18 protein-coding genes are annotated in these 23,576 nt (G+C 44.3%); 10 read left to right on the top strand and 8 right to left on the bottom strand.

Annotated features, from left to right (window positions below; all coding sequences use genetic code 11):
* Window positions 1–68: 68 nt before the first annotated feature.
* Complete coding sequence (locus tag ACP26M_RS10530; protein ID WP_426588629.1) at window positions 69–1,388, bottom strand: glycoside hydrolase family 2 TIM barrel-domain containing protein; 1,320 nt, start codon at window positions 1,386–1,388, stop codon at window positions 69–71.
* Between the two features lie 391 nt (window positions 1,389–1,779).
* On the opposite strand from ACP26M_RS10530, the gene ACP26M_RS10525 reads away from it, so the two are divergent.
* Complete coding sequence (locus ACP26M_RS10525) at window positions 1,780–3,225, top strand: phytoene desaturase family protein (RefSeq protein ID WP_426588627.1); 1,446 nt, start codon at window positions 1,780–1,782, stop codon at window positions 3,223–3,225.
* Between the two features lie 87 nt (window positions 3,226–3,312).
* Here the strand turns inward: ACP26M_RS10525 and ACP26M_RS10520 are convergent, their stop codons facing one another.
* The gene (locus ACP26M_RS10520; protein ID WP_426588625.1) at window positions 3,313–3,897 is read right to left on the bottom strand and encodes an RNA polymerase sigma factor; all 585 of its coding nucleotides are present in this window, start codon (window positions 3,895–3,897) and stop codon (window positions 3,313–3,315) included.
* 140 nt (window positions 3,898–4,037) lie between these two features.
* Here ACP26M_RS10520 and ACP26M_RS10515 point away from each other — a divergent pair, with 140 nt between their 5' ends.
* From ACP26M_RS10515 to ACP26M_RS10505, 3 genes are all read left to right on the top strand, one after another.
* Window positions 4,038–5,207 carry a FecR family protein gene (locus ACP26M_RS10515; RefSeq protein ID WP_426588623.1) on the top strand — a complete coding sequence of 390 codons (1,170 nt, stop codon included), beginning with the start codon at window positions 4,038–4,040 and terminating at the stop codon, window positions 5,205–5,207.
* Window positions 5,208–5,345: 138 nt separating this feature from the next.
* Window positions 5,346–8,768: a TonB-dependent receptor gene (locus ACP26M_RS10510; RefSeq protein WP_426588621.1), complete on the top strand. Its 3,423-nt coding sequence runs from the start codon at window positions 5,346–5,348 to the stop codon at window positions 8,766–8,768.
* 9 nt (window positions 8,769–8,777) lie between these two features.
* The gene (locus ACP26M_RS10505; protein WP_426588619.1) at window positions 8,778–10,298 is read left to right on the top strand and encodes a RagB/SusD family nutrient uptake outer membrane protein; all 1,521 of its coding nucleotides are present in this window, start codon (window positions 8,778–8,780) and stop codon (window positions 10,296–10,298) included.
* 238 nt (window positions 10,299–10,536) lie between these two features.
* Here the strand turns inward: ACP26M_RS10505 and ACP26M_RS10500 are convergent, their stop codons facing one another.
* Complete coding sequence (locus ACP26M_RS10500; protein ID WP_090525181.1) at window positions 10,537–10,989, bottom strand: pyridoxamine 5'-phosphate oxidase family protein; 453 nt, start codon at window positions 10,987–10,989, stop codon at window positions 10,537–10,539.
* A gap of 395 nt (window positions 10,990–11,384) precedes the next feature.
* Here ACP26M_RS10500 and hemA point away from each other — a divergent pair, with 395 nt between their 5' ends.
* Window positions 11,385–12,656, top strand: a complete 1,272-nt coding sequence (gene hemA, locus ACP26M_RS10495) for a glutamyl-tRNA reductase (protein ID WP_426588617.1) — start codon at window positions 11,385–11,387, stop codon at window positions 12,654–12,656.
* A 232-nt stretch (window positions 12,657–12,888) separates the two neighbouring features.
* On the top strand, window positions 12,889–13,581 hold the full coding sequence (locus ACP26M_RS10490; RefSeq protein WP_426588614.1) for a hemerythrin domain-containing protein: 693 nt from the start codon (window positions 12,889–12,891) through the stop codon (window positions 13,579–13,581).
* A 14-nt stretch (window positions 13,582–13,595) separates the two neighbouring features.
* Here the strand turns inward: ACP26M_RS10490 and ACP26M_RS10485 are convergent, their stop codons facing one another.
* From ACP26M_RS10485 to ACP26M_RS10470, 4 genes are all read right to left on the bottom strand, one after another.
* A complete protein-coding gene (locus ACP26M_RS10485; protein ID WP_426588612.1) occupies window positions 13,596–15,659 on the bottom strand; it encodes a copper-translocating P-type ATPase in 2,064 nt (687 codons plus the stop codon).
* Window positions 15,660–15,697: 38 nt separating this feature from the next.
* Window positions 15,698–17,890, bottom strand: a complete 2,193-nt coding sequence (locus tag ACP26M_RS10480; RefSeq protein ID WP_426588610.1) for a multicopper oxidase domain-containing protein — start codon at window positions 17,888–17,890, stop codon at window positions 15,698–15,700.
* Window positions 17,891–17,933: 43 nt separating this feature from the next.
* Window positions 17,934–18,437, bottom strand: coding sequence for a DUF3347 domain-containing protein (locus ACP26M_RS10475; protein WP_091163622.1), 504 nt, complete (start codon window positions 18,435–18,437; stop codon window positions 17,934–17,936).
* A gap of 128 nt (window positions 18,438–18,565) precedes the next feature.
* Entirely contained in the window at window positions 18,566–18,964 is a 399-nt protein-coding gene (locus ACP26M_RS10470) for an HYC_CC_PP family protein (protein WP_426588608.1), read from the bottom strand.
* A 196-nt stretch (window positions 18,965–19,160) separates the two neighbouring features.
* Here ACP26M_RS10470 and ACP26M_RS10465 point away from each other — a divergent pair, with 196 nt between their 5' ends.
* The gene (locus tag ACP26M_RS10465; protein WP_426588606.1) at window positions 19,161–19,622 is read left to right on the top strand and encodes a DUF3659 domain-containing protein; all 462 of its coding nucleotides are present in this window, start codon (window positions 19,161–19,163) and stop codon (window positions 19,620–19,622) included.
* Window positions 19,623–19,674: 52 nt separating this feature from the next.
* Here the strand turns inward: ACP26M_RS10465 and ACP26M_RS10460 are convergent, their stop codons facing one another.
* A complete protein-coding gene (locus ACP26M_RS10460; protein WP_426588604.1) occupies window positions 19,675–19,800 on the bottom strand; it encodes a hypothetical protein in 126 nt (41 codons plus the stop codon).
* A gap of 36 nt (window positions 19,801–19,836) precedes the next feature.
* Between ACP26M_RS10460 and ACP26M_RS10455 the strand changes: the two genes are divergently transcribed.
* From ACP26M_RS10455 to ACP26M_RS10445, 3 genes are read left to right on the top strand one after another with little or no spacing between them, the layout of a single operon-like run.
* Window positions 19,837–20,211, top strand: a complete 375-nt coding sequence (locus tag ACP26M_RS10455) for a hypothetical protein (RefSeq protein WP_090525198.1) — start codon at window positions 19,837–19,839, stop codon at window positions 20,209–20,211.
* A gap of 30 nt (window positions 20,212–20,241) precedes the next feature.
* A complete protein-coding gene (gene pta, locus ACP26M_RS10450) occupies window positions 20,242–22,347 on the top strand; it encodes a phosphate acetyltransferase (protein WP_426588601.1) in 2,106 nt (701 codons plus the stop codon).
* 8 nt (window positions 22,348–22,355) lie between these two features.
* Entirely contained in the window at window positions 22,356–23,567 is a 1,212-nt protein-coding gene (locus ACP26M_RS10445) for an acetate/propionate family kinase (RefSeq protein ID WP_426588599.1), read from the top strand.
* The last annotated feature ends 9 nt before the right edge of the window (window positions 23,568–23,576 follow it).

The raw sequence follows: 23,576 nt of genomic DNA, 5'->3' as shown, positions 1-23,576 counted from the left end.
CAAACCGATGATAATCATCAGCCTTAAATAAAATAATTGCCGTTTGGAAGGTGGTTTTATAGTATTGTTCATGGATTCTTTAATACATAAAAGGGAGTGTTTGAGGTAGCAAAAGAGCCCTTTTGATCATATACATAAACCAATAAGCGATAAGGGCCTTCTGTGGCGGGTGCTTTAAACTTCAAGTCCGGCCCGCTTTGCCCGATTATTAAATTTTTAATCTCCTTTGGTTTCTTTTGGTTAAAAACGCCATTGGGTTTGAACCAATCCTCCGCAAATATTTGCCATTTAAATGTTAAGCCGGTGGTATCAGGATCTTCAAGATACACTTTGCTGTTTATTGTTATGCCAGGTTTAAATAAGATATTGTCCCTGGCACCTTTTCCATCTACCAGCATATATTTCAATGCAGGGGCCTTCTTAGGCGCTTTTTGGCCCGTCCAGATATAACGCATCACCTGAACGGCCTCGGTTTCAGCGCCATTTTCATCAAACAGACTGAACCAGGTTGGCGTTAGTTCCTGTTTTTGACCCCAATAAAACACCATCGACCCCAGAAACCTGGAGTTATTAACCGGCATATACTTTTTATAGGTATAAAGATATTGCTCAGCCTTTTTTGTACTGGTATTTTCAATATAAGCCCCCCAGGCATTTTGATTGTCCGCGACCCAGGGCCCTTCAATTCCCCATTCTGTTATCAGGAACGGGCCATCCCAAAACCAATTGAATTTTTGAAGATCTTCATTTAATGTTTGTATCGAGCCAAAAACATTAAACGAGATGAAGTCAATCTTCGTCCGCAGCTTAATATTGACAATGTTTTTCTTTTGAAAGGACATAATGGTTGTGGTAACCGGATGCTGTGGGTCGTCCTGATGGATCATATCAACCACATCATTAAATATCGTATAAAACTGATTGTATTTCGGTTTGTAAGGGAATGCAAGCTCATTGCCCACGCACCAGCTCAAAAGCGCGGGATGATGCTTAAATCTATTAACAATCCCGGCAATTTTGGTAACATGGGCACTGGCCTTCGGGGTTTTATAAAAGTCATCTATACTTTCGCTTGGTGGCATTGGCAAACCTGCTATTACAGCTAAATGATGGGCCTGTGCCGAATCTAAAATACTTCCTAAATTTAAGGTGTCCCAAACCCTTATCGTATTGCCTCCGGCCTCGTTTAACTGTTTTAAATTTGTAAAACCGGAAGCTCCTTTTATGAAAAATGGCTCACCATTACGGTACAGCGAATATTTGCCATTCTCATTTTTGATGTAAACTCCATTGTTATTGACATTACGAGGCTGTGAGCGATTACAAGAGAAAGAGAAAAGGCAAAGTATCAGACAGCTAATAATTAATCGTAAAAGAGGACATCTCATAAATAGTAGTTCGGTTCAATTAAAAAAAGCAAACGATATTTTTGTAGTTATATAAAACTCTTCGTATTTGAATAAAAAGAAATTCCAACTGGAGGTTTCGGTTCATGTTGCGAATATTCAAAAAATCATGTAAATATTGACTGTATACGGAAAGTATAATTAATAGTTTATATGTAGATCAGGAATTAAGAGAAGGGGGCCAGGTGTTAGCAGATACACCTTACCGCCGGTATGATTGGAGGCCATTTGCAGGATAAATTGCCCGAATTTTATAGAACGTAAAGGTAAGGCTACAAGAAATGATGTGTATATTGTGCCTGATAACTTAAATCGTCAGTGCGCGTTTTACTAAGGCAAATTAGTAGCGGGCAAATCCAAAATACAGATACATGTGAAACCGGAAAAGCATGATTATGACGCAGTAATAGTCGGTTCGGGGCCAAATGGCCTTGCGGCAGCCATATTGTTGCAACAAAACGGACTTTCGGTGTTACTGCTTGAAGGAAAAAGTACTATTGGCGGCGGTTTACGTACTGAAGAACTAACCCTGCCTGGTTATAAGCATGATGTTTGTGCAGCTATTCATCCGCTGGCAGTTGGTTCGCCGTTTTTTGAAACCCTGCCACTGCATGAGCACGGCCTTGAATATATTTATCCCACAATATCTGCAGCGCACCCCTTTGATAATGGAACGGCCGCGGTACTTAAAAAATCCATTATTGAAACTGCCACTCTGTTGGGTGCCGACAGGGATACCTACATCAAACTGATGGCCCCCCTGGTAACTTCGTGGCCCGGTTTGGCGCCTGATGTTTTAGGCCCGCTTATTTTTCCAAAACATCCGGTCCACCTGGCTGCTTTTGGGCTGGCTGCTTTAACTTCAGTAAACTATTTGGCCAAGCGCTTCAAAACTGAGGAAGCCAAAGGGCTTTTAGCCGGGATGGCTGCTCATGGCATTCTACCGCTAACAAATCTTACCACATCGGCAATTGCTTTAGTGTTGATGGTTAACGGGCATCTAAAAGGCTGGCCGGTGCCTAAAGGTGGCTCGGTAAAAATAGCGGAGGCATTGGCGTCATACTTTACATCAATAGGGGGCAGGATAGAAACCAATACTTACATCAATAATTTTGATCAGCTGCCATCGGCAAAAACAATTTTGTTTGATGTTACGCCAAAACAACTGCTGCAAATTGCCGGGCATAAATTTTCATCATTGTATAAATGGCAACTGGAACGTTATCGTTACGGAATGGGGGTTTTTAAAGTTGACTGGGCGCTTGACGATGTTATTCCGTTTAAAGCAGGAGAGGCCCGACAAGCAGGAACGGTACATATTGGCGGTACGCTGAAGGAAATTGCTGCGTGTGAACAGCAAATCTGGGACGGTTTGCACCCCGAAAAACCATTTGTACTGCTGGCCCAGCAAAGCCTTTTTGATAATACCCGTGCACCCCAGGGCAAGCATACCGCCTGGGCATACTGCCACGTTCCCAACGGATCAAACAAAGACATGACCGATTTTATCGAAAAACAAGTGGAGCGTTTTGCCCCTGGTTTCCGCGAACGTATCATAAGCAGGCATACTTTTAACACAGGGCAACTGGAAAACTATAACCCTAATTATATCGGAGGTGATATTAACGGCGGGGTAATTGACATTGGCCAGTTGTTTACCCGGCCGGTATTGCGCCGCTCACCATACCGCACATCGGCAAAGGGGATTTATATCTGTTCATCATCCACACCGCCGGGAGGGGGGGTACATGGGATGTGCGGCTACCATTCGGCCAAACGCGCTTTAAAAGATCTATTTAACATCAGCATTCAATCATAATTATTAATCAAAGCTCAGGAGCCGCAGCAGCTCTTCGTACCTAAAATGACGTTAGGCTTCGCAAAGCCGTGCGCCACCGCACCGGTATTATTTAAACAACACATAATAAAGGCAAAGCATCGTTGAAACTTGCTTGAAACAGCTCCTTAGGTGTTTCAACGCCACGGTTATCTGGTTTTCAACCGTTCGTTTGGATATTCCTAAGCGGACGGCGATTTCCTGGTTACTCAGGTTTTCCATGCGGCTCATATAAAATATTTCCTGGCATCGCTTGGGCAACTTCTCCAGGTAATAACTCAGTTCCTGTAACAATTCCTGGTTTTTGATCCGGAAGTCACCCTGGTTGTAGTCGGGGAAACTGCCTGCTTCCAGATTATCCAGTTCCAGGACGACCAGGGGCTTCGCTGCACGCATACGATTATAAACCTGGTAGCGGATGGCCGAGAGCAGAAAATTGGGGACAGATTCTATTTCCAGTTGGCGCCGGCGATCCCAGATATTCAGGAAAACATCATGTACCGCTTCTTCACTATTTTCACGGTCTTTCAGGTACCGGAGGGCAGTCTTATATAATCTTACCCAGTACCGGTCAAAAAGTACGGCGAACGCGTACTCATCGTCATTACGTACGGCAAGCCACAGCTCCTGATCACTAATATGAGAATTGTACATACAATTGGTTGGATAAAAGTAGGAAAAGCCGGTTAAAATTATTTAACATTTAAGCCTGAGTGGGAAAAAAAGTTAGAAATGTATGTGTGTGTCGTCATAAAATTTACACTAACACCATATAAACCTGCAATTGCAACCTGATGATAACTAAAAACGAGTTCCTTGCGCTGTATGAAAAATATATGAGCGGTCAATGTACTGATGCTGAAAAACAGCTATTGGATGCATACCGCGATGAAATGCAGTTGGCCGACGAGGTTTGGGATGATGAAGAGGTTAGTGAAGCCGATGTACATGCGCGGATTTGGAAAAAATTAACTGAAAGCAGGCAAAAGGCTACCGTCATAAAACCTCTTAAACAAACAAGCTACAAATGGCTATGGGCGGCTGCTTCATTAGTTGCTATAGCTGTATTGGCTGGCTTGCTGTTTATGCCTGTTAAAAGGGATAATACGACAGGTACCATAGCTAAGAATACTAAAACAACCATATTACCCGGAAGCAACAAGGCGTATCTTACTTTGGCCAATGGCAATAAAATAGTACTTGATGATGCCAAAAATGGCCAGCTGGCAGCTGGGGCAGGCGTAAAAGTAAGTAAAGCAGCCAACGGTGTAGTGGTTTATAAATTTGACAAAAAGCCCGCGGAACAACCACATGAGGGCGTCCCGCGGATCAATACCATTACTACCCCCCGTGGCGGCCAATACGAGGTTATATTGGGCGATGGCACCAGTGTAAAGCTCAATGCGGCCTCTTATATAAGATTCCCGGAGTTTTTTAGCGGCGCTACCCGCGAAATTGAATTGAACGGGGAGGCTTATTTCGAGGTAGCAAAAGATAAGGCCCATCCATTTATAGTTAAGGCTAATGGTACACAGGTGCAGGTATTCGGCACCCACTTTAACATTAACGCTTATAGCGATAACCCTGATATTACCACCACCCTGCTTGAAGGCTCGGTTAAAATGAGTAAAGGCACAGCCGCAATAATGCTTTTACCTGGCCAACAGGGAACTGTAAACCAAAATGGTTCATCAATAAAAGTACAAAAGGCCGATGTTGAAGCCAATATGGCCTGGATAAACGGCTTTTTTATATTTCATGATCAAAGCATTGTGAATATCATGAAGCAGGTGAGCCGCTGGTATGACGTGGATATTGAGTATCAAGATACGCAGGTTCAGGAAAATGAATTTGGCGGTACCATCTCCAAATACAAGGATATTAAAGAATTGCTTGATAATATCAAGCTTACCGGCAGTATCCACTATAAAATTGAAGGAAGGAGGGTTATCATTATGAAGTAACCTCATACTTACATAATACTATCCCAAAAAGAAGTAACCAGGAGCGTTCGCACCGCCCCTGGCTCAATGCTACGGATAGCAATCAGGTCAGTTAACGATCATTTTTTCTCACAACCAGTTATTTAACCTAACATTCAAATGTACAAAAATTCTACTGCATTAAAGCGCGGGCAGATACCCCGTGCCGTATCAAAAATATTTCTGATCATGAAATTGTCGTTCTTTTTGTGTCTGGTTTCGATACTTCAGGTAAGTGCCTCAACCACGTTTGCGCAAAGGATAAGTCTTAGTAAAAATAACGCTTCGCTTGTTGAAACGCTTAAAGACATCCACAGGCAAAGCGGATATAGCGTACTCTACAATTCCAAAATGCTAAAAAAGGCACTTCCTGTAAACGTCGACCTTAAAGATGCGGGATTGGAAGAAGCATTGCAGCAATGTTTCCGAGATCAGCCTTTTAGCTATGTAATTAATAACACTACCATTGTAGTTACCCCCAAACCCGCCGAAAAGAAACCGGTACAGGTAATAACGATTACCGGTACGGTAAAAGATCAGAAAGGCGTGTCTTTACCGGGTGTTACAGTAAAGGTTAAAGGTACCAACACGGGTGTACAAACCAATATTGATGGCAATTATACCGTTACTGTGAATGACAATAGCGCGGTGTTGGTATTCAGCTTTGTGGGTTTTGTTACCCAGGAGGTACCTGTAGGCAATCAAACCAAAATTGATGTAACGCTTAAAGAGCAAACATCGGCACTAAACGAAATTGTAGTGGTTGGTTATGGTACGCAAAAGAAAGCAAACCTTACAGGTGCTGTATCATCGGTATCCGGCGAGACATTGAATAAACGCCCAGTTGTTAACACTGCGTCTATGCTTGAAGGTCTTGCACCAGGCGTGCAGATCAACACAGGCTCAGGCGAGCCTGGAAATGAGGCCGTATCTATCCGGATCCGCGGTAACAGCACATTCAGTGGCGCCGGTTCTGACCCGTTGGTATTGATAGATGGTGTTCCCGGTAACTTCAGCGATCTTAACCCAACCGATATCGACAATGTATCTGTTTTGAAAGACGCTGCATCTGCATCAATATACGGTTCAAGGGCTGCCAACGGCGTGGTGCTTGTAACAACCAAGCAAGGCAAGGCCGGACAAATGTCTGTTACTTACGATGGTAACTTAGGGTACAACAGCCCTACCAAAATGTTTAAACTGGTGACCAACTCTGCCCAATATATGGAGATGTTTAACCAGGCACGCATCAACAGCGGCACAACAGATCCTAACTCACTTTATCCGCAGGACCAGATTGATCTGTATCGTAACGCTACAGATAGGGTACGCTATCCTAATACCGATTGGCTGAGCCTGATATTCAGGACTGCTGTAACACAAAACCATAACCTGACGTTTAACGGTGGCAGTGAAAAAACTACGTATAACGTGTCACTGGGATATGTTAACCAGGACGGTATTGAAAGGGGCTTTGATTATAAGCGATATAGCGCACGGATCAATCTGACTTCAAAGATTAACGACCATATAAAATTTGGTACCAACGTATTGTTAAAATCAGGCACCAGGGATGCTGTAGCCGGTAACCCTTCATCACCAAGTCAGTGGGATGGTTCATCTATGGACCTTTTCCTTTCGGCCATGTCGCAGGCGCCTACTTATGGTCCATATTTAGCTGATGGTAGCGGGCGGTACACCTACAAAGCTTATGACTTTGAGTATAACAATAAAAACCCGATAGCTGTACTTGATCAAAACTTCAGAAGGATCACCAATGATTATGCTGTAAATGCTCAGGGCTGGTTTGAGGTGCAGTTTACTAAAGATATTTCCTGGTATACTAAAGGTGCTGTGAACTTTAACATGGATAAGTACAAGGACTTTAAAGCTACGCTGGATGAGTATAATTTCCGCACTAATCAACTGGCAACATCTCTTGACCTGGGTAAAGGTTTAACAGATCAGGACGAGCAAACCGTATATACCAACCTGTTCAGTTACCTGAACTATGCACACAATTTTCATGGGCATAATATTAAAGCACAATTTGGTTACAGCATTGAGCAAAGTAAATATCAATATTTATCCGGATATCGTAAAAACTTTGCCGATCTGGACTTGCAGGAGTTAAACGCAGGTGGTTCTGATATTCAAAACGCAAACGGAACCAGTAACCAATGGGCCTTAATGTCTTATTTCGGTCGTGTAAATTACGACTATAAAGGGCGTTACCTTTTAGAGGGCAACATTCGTGATGACGGAAGTTCAAAATTCGCCGGTAAAAACAAATGGGGTGTATTCCCATCGTTTTCAGCCGGCTGGAGGGTTACTGAAGAGCCTTTAGTAAAAGCCATGAATTTAACCTGGTTGGATAATTTCAAACTAAGAGGTTCATGGGGACAGTTGGGCAATCAAAACATAGTAATGAACGGCTATGGTGCCAACTATCCGTATCAGGCTTTATTGAACTTTACCGGCAATTATTCTTTTGATAATTCGACACTGTTAACTGGCGTAGCTCAGCAAAACCTCAACAATCCGGCTATTAAATGGGAAACCACTACTATGACCGACATTGGTTTGGATGTAACAGTTTTCAAAAACTTTAATTTAACTGCCGATTGGTATAATAAAACAACGTCTGATATTTTAAGGCAGGCACAGGTTACCGCAGCTGTGGGCTTAAGTGCACCTACTATTAATGACGGTTCGGTAAATAACAGGGGTATTGAACTCGGTGTATCATATAATAATGTAATTACAGATGGTGCTTTAAGAGGCTTAGCCTTTAATGTAGGGGCAAACGTTGACCATAATACAAACAAACTGGTGAAATTTGGTCAAACTGAAATCAACGATTATAAAATTAACCAAAACGGGCAGCCATGGAATTCATTCTACATGCTGCAAGTTGTCGGTATCTTCCAGTCGGCACAAGAGGTAGCCAATTCTCCTAAACAGTTTTCTGACTCTACCTTACCTGGCGACCTGAAATATAAAGATGTAAACGGCGATGGTAAAATTGATCAAAATGACCGTACAATAATCGGTGGTGTTTATCCAAAATTAAACTACTCATTTAACTTATCGGCCAGCTTTAAAGGCTTTGACTTATCAGCCATGATGCAAGGCGTTTACGGTGTTAAATCTTATGTATCAGGTTGGGGCACAATACCATTTGTACAGGGATCTTCACCAACTACCGATTGGCTGAATGCCTGGACTCCTGAGCATCCTTCAGCCACTATGCCGCGTCTTTATTTCGGGCAAAGTGCACCGGATAAAATAGGCCGCAGGTCATCGTATTTCCTGCAGGATGCATCGTATTTGAGGCTTAAAAACCTGGTGTTTGGTTACACCCTGCCGTCACAGCTTACCAAAAAAGTAGGTATCAACAGGTTAAGGGTTTATTTCGCGGGCGATAACCTGTTAACCATAACCAAATTTAAAGGCCTTGATCCTGAGCGTTATGGCAGCGGAGACCAGGTGCAGTACCCGCAAAATAAAATCTACTCTTTTGGTTTGAACGTTTCCTTTTAATTAGCCCACATGAAAAATCGAATTATATTAACCATCATATTAATTACATCGCTGTTTTTAGGCGCATGTAAAAAGGCGCTTGATCTTAACCCTAACGATCAGATTGCCACCTCAACTTTCTATAAAACGAAAGCAGACTTTGACGCGGCTTTGGCAGCGGTTTACGCTTCCCTTCAGCCAGAAGAATTTTCCTATGGCATGGGCTTCAGGGATGGCTTTACTGATAACGGCTACAATCAGTTTAATTCGGGTGCTGCCAAGGACTTTGTGCAAGGCAACTTTAACCCCACTACAGGTGGTTATGAAACTGCCATTTATAACGATAGTTATATAGGTATTACAAGGGTAAACCTGTTTTTGCAAAATTTAAGTAGTTACAAAGGCTCCGATATTTCTGATAGCCAGCGTAAAACTTATGAAGGCGAGGTAAGGTTTATCCGTGCCTTTCTTTACTTTCAGCTATACAGTATTTATGGCGACGTTCCGTTGGTTACACAACCACTTGATTTGAGTAATCAAAAGCAACCTAAAGTACCTGCAGCGCAGGTGCTTGCCCAGATCATTGCCGACCTGGATTATGGTATTGCCAATTTGAACGCTGCAGCTTATTATGCTAACGGCGGCCACGCTGCAGCTTCATCTGCAAAGGCATTAAAGGCAAGGGTTTTGTTATTTGCAGCATTTGGCAGCACCGGTACGCCTGATGCCGCCATGCTAACCCAGGTACGAAACCTTTGTTTGGACTTGATGGGACAATACAAACTGAGTACCAACTTTGAGGATATTTTCAGGGATGCAACCCAGAAAAATAATACCGAGATCATGTTTTCGGTTAACTTCCTTGCGCCAAACAATACAGCTCCGTGGGACATGTATTACGGCGACTGGGATGCCTGTGCGCCTATGCAAAATATGGTAGATGCCTACGAGTGTACTGACGGACAACCATATGGCACTTCGCCATTAACCGATACCAAAAATCAATTCAAAAACCGCGATCCAAGGCTGGCTAAAACAGTATACGCCGATTCGGTATATTTTGGCCCTGGCAAAGTTCACCATCCTTCAAACCTGAGGCCTACAGGCTACGGAATTATCAAATTCCTCGAACCGAATAATATCCCTTACGGCTTTTCAACCGTTAGCCAGCAGGATGCGGTTATACTGCGTTTAGGTGAGGTGATGCTGATGTATGCAGAAGCTCAAAATGAAATTGCCGGCCCTGATGCAACAGTTTATAAAGCTATGGCCGATTTGCGAGCAAGGGTAAATATGCCGGCTTTCCCGGCCGGGTACACCAAAGATCAGATGCGTGAACGCATCAGGCACGAACGCCGTGTTGAGCTTGCTTTCGAAGGCTTGCGTCACTATGATCTGTTAAGATGGCATATTGCCGGCCCGGTACTTAACGCGGTAAAAACCAGCCTTATCAATTATCGTTTTGAGGATAAATTTTACCATTGGCCTCTGCCTCAAACAGAAATTGACAAGAGCGGAGGCGTACTTATACAAAATCCGGATTACAAATAGCAACCGGATCTTAAAAGCCAGAGGCGGCCTGTCAATGAAGCGCATGCCAAAATCTGGACAACAGTCTTAATTAATCATGTGATGAGCCCGGTATTTTATCGGGCTCATTCCTTTAGTTTGAGTTTGACCCATTCCAAAAGCTTTTAACTGTATAATTCCGTACTTTATATAAAAGCTAAAAACAGAATGCACAAGGCCCAAAGTTTAATGTGTTGATTATTAATATTATTTATGCAGCTCAATGATGTTCAAACCTGCCGGTGACCTTGTCTATCCTGATCTTATAGACGATCAGGTCGATCTTGTCGCCAATATCATACTCATTTGCGGTTATACCATGGGAGGGATGGTCTGTAGCATGTTCCACCAGTGGCATAACCCGGTGGATCAGTAACTGCATTGTCTGCTCTTGTTCCGCTATGTCTGTAATTTCTTCAAATGTACCCCAGGCTATGACACTTTTCCAGCTAAAGATGTTTTTTATATCATCAACTTCAAAACAAACTTTAGGGTTTTTTCGCATCATTTCAATTTTCTTTCCCGGACCGGAATGCGCATAGATTACGCCGTTCTTGTATACATAGTTAACGGGTACGATATACGTGGTGCCCTGGGCATGACACCCTAAACGGCCGATTACCTGCCGGCTAAGCAACGCTTCAATTTCCGGTTGTTCCAATTTTCCTAACATAACGGCGAATATTAATTGACCAAAGCTAAGCTCATCACTGTTTAAACAAAATGCTGCCGGTCAGTTAAGGGCATGATCGCCGTCACATTTGTGTCAGTATCGCTTGGGCTGTTGACGTTGTGATACATGCTATGCATCCCGATCTGCCGGCTGTTGTACATCATCGCAATCACAGGTAAATATCCCTGTGATTGTTTTTTATGTTGCTTTATTAATCAATTGAACCGGTTTCGGGTGTACAATCAATTGTATAAGTGACGGCCGTCACTATTTTAACCTGCCGAACATCGCAACTTTACCTCATAAAAATAATGTTATGAAAGTAGTTGAGGTAAGCTATGCCGCCAGTAAACGAACGGTCATTTCCCTGTTATACAATTTAAAGTTTTAAAAGCGTGAATAATAAGAGCAGCATAACTGGGATCGAAAATTTTTACGCGGTCGGAATTAATTATAAAAAATCGGACGCCCGGCTTAGAGGCCGTTTTGCAATTTCAAACGAGCAATATGAAGCCATATTGAAAGAGGCCGGTAATTATGACGTTAGCTCATTATTTATCTTGTCGACATGTAACCGTACCGAAATCTACGGAGTAACCAATACGCCAAATGAACTGGTTAACCTGTTATGCAGTGTTACCAATGGCGAAATAAAAGAATTTAAGGGTCACTGCTATAAAAAGGAAGGCCTTGGCGCGGTTGAACATATGTTTAACGTTGCAGCTGGTTTAGATTCGCAGATACTTGGAGACTATGAAATTATCGGGCAGTTTAAACAGTCTGTAAGGTTTGCGAAGGACCGTGGTTTTATCAATACCTTTTTGGAAAAGCTATATAACACTGTTTTGCAAGCTTCAAAGCAGATCAAAAATCAAACGGGCCTCAGCAAAGGAACTACTTCCATATCATTTGCAGCTCTGCAATCCATTAAGCAATATCATGCTGATGCCACAAATATTTTGATTGTAGGGGCAGGTAAAATGGGGCAGCGTACATGTAAAAACATTAAAGATTACCTGGGACAAAAGGTTCGTATTACTTTGGTTAACAGGACTGTTGATAAGGCAGAGCGGCTTGCCGAAGAAATGGATATTAGTTATGGCCATATAGCAGATTTGCCAATACTCATTTCCCATGCAGATGTTATCATCGTTGCCACCGCTTGCGCTACACCTGTAATTTTTAAAGCTGATCTTGAACATTGCAGTGAAAAACTGATCATAGATTTGGCAATACCCAACAATGTTGAACCCGCAGCATCAGAATTACCGCACATTAAACTGGTTAATATCGACCAACTCTCGCTTGTTAACAGTGAAACTATTCAGAAAAGGCAAAGCCAGGTTATTGCCGCGCGAGAGATCAACAACCATTTCATCAACAGGTTTGTTGAATGGTGCGAACTGCGAAAAAGCTGCATAGTGGTGAATGCCATTAAAAAACAGTTAACCTCCATTTGTTTAAGCCAATCCAAATCCGCCGGCTGTGTTGCGGGCTTTGTATCTTCCACGGATGAAAAAAGAATACAGCAAATATTAAACGGAACAGCGGGAAAAATGAAAGGCGTTAACAAAGCCGGCTGCCATTACCTGGAGGCTTTAAATGAATTTATGTCGCCCCCGGGTTTACCAACCAACATATTAAATCCTGAGCGAACGTTAATATAAATAACAATAGACAGCCAAGGCAGATGTTTGAGGTTATCGGATAAACGGAAGTAATATCAATTTTGCCTGAATATAACCGGGGCATGAAAGAGATTATTAAATAGCGGATAAGAAAAAGAGGATTTCCAGCGTTCAAAATATCATAGTACCTTTATTGCTAAATATTTTGCAGTATTGCCTGATACAGTACGATTTTTGTTAGTCATTGATCATCATCTTATCTGACTTCGCTATGGAAACCGCAAATCAACACCGCAGGGATTTTATTAAGACAGCCGCCATTGGGTCACTAACCGGGCTGACATTGTTATCAGCTTGTAATGACAGCGATGATGAGGAGGATCAAAAAGTATCGCCGCCCGAGGATCTTATGCAGGAGCACGGTTTACTGAACCGGGTGCTGCTTATTTATGACCATTGCAAAGGCCTCCTAATAGATAAGCAGGGTTTCCCGATGGAAGCATTGTTAAACTCGGCGGGCATTATCCGCACCTTTGTTGAGGATTACCATGAAAAGCAGGAAGAAAACTACCTGTTCCCGCGTTTTCAAAAGGCCAACCAGTTAACTGATCTTGTACAAACGTTGCTGGCGCAGCATAAGGCTGGGCGTACTATCACGGATGAGCTCATGCAATTAACTAAGTCTCAAAACCTGACCGATACGGAAAAACAGCAGCTTATTACCTTGTTGAATAATTTCAACAGGATGTACCGCCCGCATGAAGCGCGCGAGGATACCATTTTATTCCCCGCCTTCCGCAAGATCGTATCCCATCATGAATATGACGCGCTGGGTGAGGAATTTGAAAATAACGAACATAAACTGTTTGGCAAAAACGGGTTTGAAGGGATGGTTGAGAAAGTGGCCGGTATCGAAAAGTCTTTAGGCATTTATGAGCTGGCCCGGTTCACGCCAGGCACCTAACTGCAAATTGCCAACTATTTTTTGTTACCTATCGATAACAGGCTGGCATTAATGGCCACCACTACCGTGCTCACTGTCATGAGTACCGCGCCAATTGCCGGGCTTACCATAATACCCTGGTTGTACAGAACGCCTGCTGCCAGTGGCAGGGTTATCACATTGTAACCAGTTGCCCAGGCCAGGTTCTGTGTCATTTTACGGTAGGTGGCTTTACCAAACAGGATCAGGTTAACGATGTCCTTAGGATTGCTGTTTACCAGCACAATGCCGGCGGTTTCGGCAGCAATGTCACTGCCCGAGCCAACAGCAATGCCCACGTCGGCCTGGGCAAGTGCGGGGGCGTCGTTTACACCATCACCTGTCATTGCTACAAACTCGCCCTGTTGCTGCAATTCTTTGATCTTTTCCAGTTTTTCATGCGGCAGTACTTCGGCAAAAAAACCATCCATTTTCAGCTGTGTGCTAACACTTTCGGCAACCTGCTTATTATCGCCGGTCAGGAGTATCGACTTAATGCCGTTTTCGTGGAGGGTTGCTATCGCTCCATTTGATTCCTCTCTGATGGCATCGGCAAGGGCAACAAACCCGGCAAGTTTTTCATCGATCAATACAAATACCACTGTTTCGTTACTGGCCACCTTGAAATTTACCGGGAGGCTGATGCTATTTTCTTTCAGATAACCGGGACTGACCACTTTGATGTGCTTTTGCTCTGTAACCGCTTCAACGCCTTTACCTGTGATGGCTTTAAATTGTGTTACTTCGGGAAGGGTTAGTTTTCTTTTTTTAACTTCACTTAAAATGCCTGTGGCTATCGGATGTTCTGAATTGCTTTCCAATGCCCCCGCCAGCTTAAGTAATTCATTTTCGCTTTTCAGCACTCCTTCGGTAAACACCATCCTGGATACCTCAAATTTTCCTTTATTTAAGGTGCCGGTTTTATCAAAAACTATAGACGTGATCTTTCGTGCATTTTCAAAAGCAGTCCTGTTTTTAATCAGCAGGCCATGTTGCGCCGATAAGGATGTTGATTTAGCTACCACGAGGGGAACAGCCAGGCCAAGCGCATGCGGGCAACAGATCACAATAACGGTCACCATCCGCTCCATGGCAAAAGCCAGGTCGTGCCCCAGGCTAATCCATACCACGAACGTAGTTATACCGGCTAAGAGCGCAATGATAGTTAGCCAACGGGCGGCTTTATCTGCTAACAACTGCGTGTTTGATTTAGCGTTTTGCGCATCGCGGACAAGATCGATGACTTTGAACAAATAGGAATCTTTACCGCTATGTGTAACACGAACTTTTAATGAACCGTTACCGTTCACCGATCCGGCAATCACTCGCTGGCCTTTTGTTTTTTGCACCGGGGCAGATTCCCCTGTCAGCATGGACTCATTCAGGTAGCTCTCGCCATCTTCCACCATACCGTCGGCGGGTACCTTTTCGCCCGGTTTAATTAAGATCAGGTCATTTTCTTTCAGGCTTTCCGTTTTTACGTCCTCTGTAATGTCTCCTTTAAGCACGTGCGCGGCTGAAGGCATGAGCTGGACCAGCAATTCGAGCTCGCGCGAGGCACCTGCTATCGATTTCATTTCGATCCAGTGTCCCAACAGCATAATGAGAATAAGCGTGTCCAGTTCCCAGAAGAAATCCATGCCATTAAGCCCGAATACGGTAGCCGCACTGTACAGGTAAGCAACGGATATGGCGAAACCGATCAGGGTCATCATTCCGGGGTTTTTCGCCTTTAGTTCCGAAAGCCACCCGGTCAGAAAAGGCCGGCCGCCATAAAGAAAAACTGCCGTCGACAGCGCAAAAAGTATATACCGGTCGCCCGGGAAACCAATTTGCAGGTGCAGCCAGTGCTGGATCATTGGCGACAGGGCCAATATGGGTAGGGTGAATGCCAGCACCACGTAAAAACGCTTACGGAAGTCAGCGATCATGGCTCCGTGATCATGCCCGGCGTGGCCCATGTCTCCATGCCCCATACCATTCCTTTCCTGATGTTGTGGATGCTGGTGCCCTTTCATTTCAGGCATTTCGTGCTGGTGTTCATGATGCTGATGTTCCATAGTCGTTTGTGTTAATTAGCTTTACTTAATGATAACTACTAATAGGTTAATGTTAATCCGGCGCCTAAACCCATATCACTGTCATAGTGGCTGGAGAAAGAAAAATTCTTATTAACGATATAGCGCAATCCCGTGCTATATTCTTTATCGGTATTGCCTGTGATAGAAAACCGGAGCCTGCTGGTCAATGCAATATCCTCCCGGCCAAGTTGAAACCTGAGTTTGCCATTGCCATCAATACGGGCATCGGCCACAAACAGTAATGGCAAAGTGTAGGCCAAACCTGCAACTACCGTATGCCGGTTGTTTTTATTGCTGAGCTGACCGAACAGGTTTTTTTCCTGTTCATTTGTTTTTTTATAATGATAATCAAATCCTGCATAAGCATACAGCCATTGCATACGGCCAAAGTACCTTCCAAACATCGTTTCACTCTCGTATCCCTTGGTATTGTTTATTCCAAGGTGCCACATGGTAGAAAATTTCCAGCGGGTATTTGCTAAAGCCGCGTTGCCATCGCTGCCGTTTGTTTCCAGCCCCAGTTTGGCCGATGCATAGTATTTACGATCGTCGGCAGCTACTTTCTTAAAGCCAGCTGCGGGGTCGGGCACTTCGGGGTTAGGCGGCGAGTTTTCGTAACTGAAGATCCGCCCCATACCGCTCATCATATGGTATAGGATATGACAATGGAAAAACCAGTCGCCACTTTCGCTGGCACGGAATTCGATGGTGTCCCTTTCCATCGGCATAATATCCAGGGTGTTCTTCAGCGGCGAGTATTCTCCCTGTCCGTTTAATACCCTGAAATAATGCCCGTGAAGGTGCATAGGATGACGCATCATGGTATTGTTATAGAGAATGATACGAACATTTTCTCCCCGCTTAATCAGGATCTTGTCAGATTCCGAAACGGTTTTGTTGTTGATCGTCCAGATATAGCGGTTCATGTTACCGGTTAATTCAAAATTGAACACTTTGGTAGGGCCGGTTGGAAGCGTTGTCGGTTGAAGGGCTTTCAGCATACCATAGTTCAGGGTAACCGGCGGCTTGCCTTTGTCAAGTTCGGGATACATCACGGTGTTCATGTCCATTACCTGGGTAGTCATCTTCATTCCTTCCATTTCCTTCATGTTACCGTGCATATCCATCATATCATTCATCATTTTCATGCCGGCAAAATATTTCAGCTTAGGCAGCTTTTTAGCGGCGTGTTTAGCACCGCTGCCCAGCCAAAGCGACGTATATTTGGTACGATCTTCGGGTGTCGCCAGGAACTCATAACTGCCATCGGCAGGGATAGTAACTATCAGGTCATACGTTTCTGCAACGCCTACGATCATCCGGTCCACCTCAACAGGCTGAACATCTTCGCCGTCATTGGCAACAACTTTTAGTTTGCCGCCCGCCCAGCCAAGCCAGAAATAGGTAGAAGAACTTCCGTTAATTACCCGCAGTTTCACCTTGTCGCCGGCTTTAAATTCGGGAGCTTGGTTTTCGGCCTTGCCATTGCTGAAAAAACGGTCGTAGTAAACATCGCTTACATCCATAGCCGTCATGCGTTTCCATTCATTGGCCAGCTTTGTTTTGAAATGTCCGGTTTGTATCGCCTGCAAATAATTCTGGGTACTGCCTTTACGGATGGCATACCAGTCTGTGGCATTATGGAGCCGGCGCTGTACCTGTTCCGGGTTTTCATCGGTCCAGTCGCTTAGCAGCAGGGTATATTCCTTTAAAGGGGATGGCTGTTTTTTATGAATGATAAATGCCCCGTACAGCCCGCTTTGTTCCTGCGTCATCGTATGGGAGTGGTACCAGTAGGTTCCGTGCTGCACCAGCGGAAATTTGAACAGGTGCGTTTCACCAGCCTTGATGGGCGTGGTAGTTAGATAGGAAACACCGTCATACCGGTTGGGCAGGATCAGCCCGTGCCAGTGGATAGAGGTTTCCATCATCATTTCATTGTGCACATAGATCTCGGCAGTATCGCCTTCGGTAAATTCCAGTTCGGGTGCAGGGATACTGCCATTTATAGCCATAGCCGGCCGCTGTTTGCCGGTATAGTTAACGGTGGTATCATTGATATATAAGTGGTAAATCTCCCGGTTACCTGTTTTGGTGAAAAACGGAAGATGCTTGCTCTGACCGGCAGACTCCATTTTCATCCCCGAATGTTGGGCAATGGAACTGACAACAGGCAGCAAAAAAAGGAACAATAAAATAAACTTCTTCATAGTATTAAAATATAAGGCCGGAGTATATGCCCCGGCCCTTTAATTACTTAGCTGCAGGTAGAGTTTCTTTTACAGCGCCACAGGTTAACATTTGATTGCCGTAGTAGGGATTTTGAATAGCGGCAGTTTCACTTAACCAATATGATTTTTTCATCGGACAATAGTCGCGGTAAACAGGGGCATTGTTCAGTTTGATTGCCTGTACGGTGGCGAACATGTTTTCTGAAAGGCTGGCAAAATGTTCACGCTGATGCGTGATGTCATCGCTTTCCGAAATATGACGGGCATCGAACTGCAACTTATCCGCATATTTTGTCCAGGTAGTTTTATCGGCTGCTGAAAGCTTGTCGACCGGAAATGAACTGATTGCAGCCAGCAACATTTTGGCTTTGGCATTGGTTGCAGACGCGTCGCCGCTGATCAGGGCGTTTTTTACGCCATAATAGGCCGAAAGTACATCCGCTTTGGATGAAGTGTTTTGTGCTTTAACCTGGTTAAAAGCAAATAACATGATGATGGCGAAAACGAAAATTTGAATCTTTTTCATGATATAGAAATGGTTAAGTAATGAATATCATTTCCCGCCGTAGCAGGAAACTATGAATTAAAGAAGTTTTAGGGTTGCAGGATAGCCATAAGAAAGCTACCAGGCTTCGGATTGAAGCAAAAGGAAAATCAAATGCGGAAGTTGCAGTTGCGTAAAAAAACAGGTAGGGTAGTGACAAGCGGCGGTGACTGTCCAACCGGATGACTAATTTTCAGCGGCAGGTAATTGTAAGGCACCAACCCGAAAAGCGGTATAACCAGCAATGCGGGGCTTGTTCCCAGGCTAATCTGGCTGTATGTTAGTGAACTGCTCTTTTCCGATTTCAGTTGCTGGTGTTTATCTGTACAGCATTTTTTTGCAGCCTTGCCATGGTAGTTCATACCGCAAGTATTGCATTTTTTGCCCTGCTCATCATGCCACAACGCAACTTTGACCAGCCTGCCCATGCAGTACTGATAATGCAATGTTGCACCCGAAGAAACCCCGAGGTACAGCACAGCTAAAAAAGTTACGAACAGTTTCTTCATCACGGTACAAATATGAGCAAATTAGTAAAGTGTTGTTTATAGAATTTCTTTTTCTTTTTATGTTTTTTTGGGATAGATCACCTTCCAAACATAGAATAAACCATCCTTGCAATAAATGATAACCATTACTTTTTTACATGCTGATGATCAATGATTTGCTTTTTTAAATGCCGGTACTTTGGAAAAAAAAACAATCATGAAAAAACTAATCACAGCTATTTTGTTTATTACAGCTGCGCTATTATGGAATAGCGTACCTGCATTTGCGCAAATAGAACCTAAGAGTGTTCCTGCCAGCGAAATTCATATTAATAAAAAAGGTGAAATCCATGATCACGGTGGTACGCTGCTCGGGTATATCAGCAAAGATGATATCGTAAAAGACGCCCAGGGCAACAAGGTTTATTTTATTGACCGGGACGGTAACGTAATCGATGCCAAGGGCAATAAACTGGGCAAAGCCAGGAAAGACGGTTTTTATTTTAATAATGAGGGTGAAACCGTACTTAAAGTTAAGGATAAAGATGCCGAAGAATGCGAAATCCTTGATCCCGCAGGACATAATTTTGGCACGGCGCACAAAAATTATAAGCTGCATGCGTGCGCAGCGCATTGTTTCTGGCTGAAAAAGAAAAGTACGCCACATCCGGCGCATTAATTAAAGGGAGTATCACAACATACTCCCTTTTCTGTTTGCTAATTCAACGCTGCTAATCATCGCTTTCATAGTTGTTGTTTTTGAGCGAGGGTTGTATCCCCACTGTCCTGCTCAGTCCGTAGTTAAATATGACGGAGATCATTTTTGTTTTTGATTGTTTACCCTTATCAGATTTCATCCGGCAACGATATTTGTACTATAAAATATTCAAACGATGGAAGCACTTATCGAAGACACCGAACTGGAATTTGAACTTCAGGAAATTTACCTCACTGGTAAACAATGGCTGGCAGACCTGGCCTTCATGGATAATGAGCATGCCTTTTTAACAAAACTGCTGGCTGGCGAAAAAAGCCCGGCCAGGCATATGGAAGAAGGGCTGCACTCCGCTATGCTTGAGCAACATGACCTGCATAAAGATATTCTTCATTTCATAAACAAAATAGAACAATTGATCGTTGTTCCGGGAGCTGTGATCGGGTTATCGCTGATAGATGACTTTATTAGTTTACAGATCAGGGTAGGGGGCGCTTTATTGGCAATGAAGGACCTTAAATTGGCGTTTACAGGCATAAGGCGGGCTGCTTAGTTCCACAAGAAAACTTAATTTATAAAGGTTTTGACAAAAAGTATTTATATCACTTCGGCCGAACCCTATAGCGGCAAATCAGTTATTGTATTGGGCCTGGTGGCTATGCTGCTTGGCCGGGCACAAAAGATAGGTTATTTGAAACCCATTATACCGTTTGGCCCGGAAGAGCAGCCAGATACCCATATTGAAACGGTTTTGGCACATTTTCAACTACCGCAAACTTATCGGGATACCTATGTATTTACCCGGCAGGAGGCTATGCAGCAGATCAAAGATCAGCACCAGGGCGACATGATCGACGCGATTATCGCACGGTTTAAGGCCTTAGAAGCGACGTGCGATTTTACTGTAGTTGAAGGGAGTGATTTTGAAGGGCAGGGAACGGCATTTGAGTTTGAAACTAACCGGCTCATCGCCAAAAATCTGAACTCCCCCGTCTTACTCCTTGTATCGGGCGTGGGGAAAACCACTGCCGAAATCGTTCAGGATGCGCTGAATTTCAGGCAGGCTTACCAGGTGCAGGATATTCAGGTATTAGCGGTTGTCGTCAACAGGGTACAGGCCGATCAGGCTGCAGATGTACAACAATTGCTGCGTGCGCAATTGTCCGAAAATATACTTATCGCCGTTGTACCCGCTGATCCGGGCCTGGAAAACCCAACTGTTCGCGATATTTTTGAAAAGTTGGACGGCAGGTTGCTGTTTGGTAGTGAACACCTCGGAAACCAGGTTGATAACTTTGTGACCGGCGCCATGCAGGTGCCCAATTTTTTGAATTATCTGAAGGAGAATGTTTTGATCGTTACACCTGGCGACAGGGGAGATATTGTCATCAGCTCGTTGCAGGCCAATCAATCTGCCAGTTATCCCCGCGTGGCCGGCATTATACTTACGGCAGGTGCAGTTCCGGAAGAACCGGTGATGAGGTTGATTGAAGGATTGCAGAACGTTGTTCCTATCCTTGCTGTCGGAACCGGCACTTTTGAAACAACCAACCAGGTGGCAGCAGTTAAAGCCCGTATTACAGCAGATAATACTAAAAAAATCCGGCTTGCTATAGAAACATTTAACCGTTATATAGATATCGCCGCCCTTGATAAAATGCTGGTAACGTATCATTCCAATGTGATGACGCCGCACATGTTTCAATACCAGCTCACCCAATGGGCTAAGCGGCAGCGCAAAACTATTGTACTGCCCGAAGGGAATGACGACCGCATCCTGCAGGCGAGCGCAAGACTGATTGCACAGCAGTTGGTTCACATTATCCTGCTTGGCGATCCCGCGGAAATAGCCGCTTCGGTGAAACGGTTGGGCATTGACCTTGATCTCAATAAGGTAACCGTTATACCCCCGGCCAGTTCGCCTCATTACGAAGATTATGTTCAAACACTGTATGAGCTGCGTAAAAGTAAAAATGTAACCCTCGAAATGGCGAGGGACCTCATGACGGATGTATCTTATTTTGGAACGATGATGGTTTATAAAGGGCACGCCGACGGAATGGTTTCCGGGGCTGTTCATACTACTCAGCATACCATACGCCCCGCCCTGCAGTTTATCAAAACAAAGCCCGGCATCTCTACGGTGTCATCTGTTTTTTTTATGTGCCTGGCCGACCGTGTTTCTGTATTTGGCGATTGTGCGGTAAATCCCGACCCTACTGCAGAAGAACTGGCAGAAATAGCTATCTCGTCGGCAGATAACAGCCTGCGTTTTGGCATCGAACCGCGTGTTGCAATGCTTTCATATTCATCGGGCACATCAGGTTCAGGGGCCGATGTTGAAAAGGTTAGGCGAGCTACCCAATTGGTGCGTGATAGACGGCCCGATATTAAAGTAGAAGGGCCCATACAATATGATGCCGCTGTAGATCCGGTAGTTGGCAGCCAAAAAATGCCCGGTTCAGAAGTTGCCGGCAAAGCAAGCGTATTGATCTTCCCTGATCTGAATACCGGCAATAATACTTATAAAGCGGTGCAGCGGGAAACGGGAGCCCTGGCCATTGGGCCGATGCTACAGGGGTTGAATAAACCGGTTAATGACCTTAGCCGCGGTTGCACTGTTGATGATGTTTTTAATACCGTTATTATCACTGCTATACAAAGTCAGGATAGCCCGGCCTCACTATAATTTTACATATGGAAATATTTGTTATCAATTCGGGCAGCAGCTCTATCAAATACCAGTTGTTTTCTCAGGATTCAAGCAGCCCGCTTTGCAGTGGCCTGGTTGAACGCATCGGTCAGCCGGATGCGCTGATCACTCATAAATACAGGCAGCATGACGAAGAAAAAGTGTTGTATATTCAACAACAGGTACCCGATCACGAAGCCGGCATGCAGGCTGTGGGCGAACTGCTCACCAGGGATGGTATCGCGGTGATCCGCGATTCGGGACAAGTGGGCGCGGTTGGTCATCGTGTAGTTCATGGCGGCGAAAAACTTACCGGTACCACAGTCATTACGCCCGGGGTAAAAGACAAGATCAAAGCACTGTACCCACTGGCGCCTTTGCATAATCCGGGGCATATAAAGGGTATCGAAGTGTCGGAAAAGATTTTCCCCCAGGCTGTACAGATTGCTGTATTTGATACCGCGTTTCATACATCGCTACCCGAAAAAGCTTTTAGGTATGCTATACCCGACTCTTTTTATAAAAACCACGGCATTCGTGTTTATGGCTTTCATGGCATAAGTCATCAGTACGTTAGTGGTGAAGCAATGAAATATCTTAATCATACAGACGCAAAACTCATTACCATTCACCTTGGTAATGGCTGCAGCATGGCCGCTGTTAACGGCGGAAAGAGCGTGGATACAAGTATGGGGCTTACCCCACTTGATGGGTTGATCATGGGAACAAGAAGCGGAAGCATTGATGCCTCGGTATTATTATTCCTTGCAGAACAAGAAAATTACAGTACAGAACAACTTACTACGTTGTTAAACAAACAAAGCGGCATGCAAGGGCTTACAGGTCATAACGATATGCGGGATATCAGCGCGCTTTATAATAATGGGAACGCCCGGGCGGAGCTTGCTTATGAGATGTATGCCTACCGGATTAAAAAATTTATTGGCGCTTATGCCGCTGCAATGAACGGGCTTGATGCAATTGTGTTTACGGCTGGGGTTGGTGAAAATGATGCCCTGGCCCGCGACCTCGTTTGCCGGAATATGGATTTTTTAGGCATTAAGCTGGATAACGCAAAAAATTCAGAAAAAGGCAATGGTATTCGTGATCTTAGTGCACCGGCTTCCCGTGCCAGAATATTGGTGGTGCCCACCAATGAAGAATTGGAAATTGCCCGGCAGTGCAGGCAATTGCTCGGTGAAACCACCGGGCGGTAACTGATCCCC

It is taken from the genome of Mucilaginibacter sp. R-33, assembly GCF_049949235.1.
Classification (GTDB): domain Bacteria; phylum Bacteroidota; class Bacteroidia; order Sphingobacteriales; family Sphingobacteriaceae; genus Mucilaginibacter.
This window is presented reverse-complemented; position numbering and strand designations above follow the sequence as displayed.

Coding starts and splice junctions, on each gene's coding strand:
- ACP26M_RS10530 (WP_426588629.1), bottom strand. CDS start 1,388: ATGAGATGTCCTCTTTTACGATTAATTATTAGCTGTCTGATACTTTGC.
- ACP26M_RS10520 (WP_426588625.1), bottom strand. CDS start 3,897: ATGTACAATTCTCATATTAGTGATCAGGAGCTGTGGCTTGCCGTACGT.
- ACP26M_RS10515 (WP_426588623.1), top strand. CDS start 4,038: ATGATAACTAAAAACGAGTTCCTTGCGCTGTATGAAAAATATATGAGC.
- ACP26M_RS10510 (WP_426588621.1), top strand. CDS start 5,346: ATGTACAAAAATTCTACTGCATTAAAGCGCGGGCAGATACCCCGTGCC.
- ACP26M_RS10505 (WP_426588619.1), top strand. CDS start 8,778: ATGAAAAATCGAATTATATTAACCATCATATTAATTACATCGCTGTTT.
- ACP26M_RS10500 (WP_090525181.1), bottom strand. CDS start 10,989: ATGTTAGGAAAATTGGAACAACCGGAAATTGAAGCGTTGCTTAGCCGG.
- ACP26M_RS10490 (WP_426588614.1), top strand. CDS start 12,889: ATGGAAACCGCAAATCAACACCGCAGGGATTTTATTAAGACAGCCGCC.
- ACP26M_RS10485 (WP_426588612.1), bottom strand. CDS start 15,659: ATGGAACATCAGCATCATGAACACCAGCACGAAATGCCTGAAATGAAA.
- ACP26M_RS10480 (WP_426588610.1), bottom strand. CDS start 17,890: ATGAAGAAGTTTATTTTATTGTTCCTTTTTTTGCTGCCTGTTGTCAGT.
- ACP26M_RS10475 (WP_091163622.1), bottom strand. CDS start 18,437: ATGAAAAAGATTCAAATTTTCGTTTTCGCCATCATCATGTTATTTGCT.
- ACP26M_RS10470 (WP_426588608.1), bottom strand. CDS start 18,964: ATGAAGAAACTGTTCGTAACTTTTTTAGCTGTGCTGTACCTCGGGGTT.
- ACP26M_RS10465 (WP_426588606.1), top strand. CDS start 19,161: ATGAAAAAACTAATCACAGCTATTTTGTTTATTACAGCTGCGCTATTA.
- ACP26M_RS10460 (WP_426588604.1), bottom strand. CDS start 19,800: ATGAAATCTGATAAGGGTAAACAATCAAAAACAAAAATGATCTCCGTC.
- ACP26M_RS10455 (WP_090525198.1), top strand. CDS start 19,837: ATGGAAGCACTTATCGAAGACACCGAACTGGAATTTGAACTTCAGGAA.
- ACP26M_RS10445 (WP_426588599.1), top strand. CDS start 22,356: ATGGAAATATTTGTTATCAATTCGGGCAGCAGCTCTATCAAATACCAG.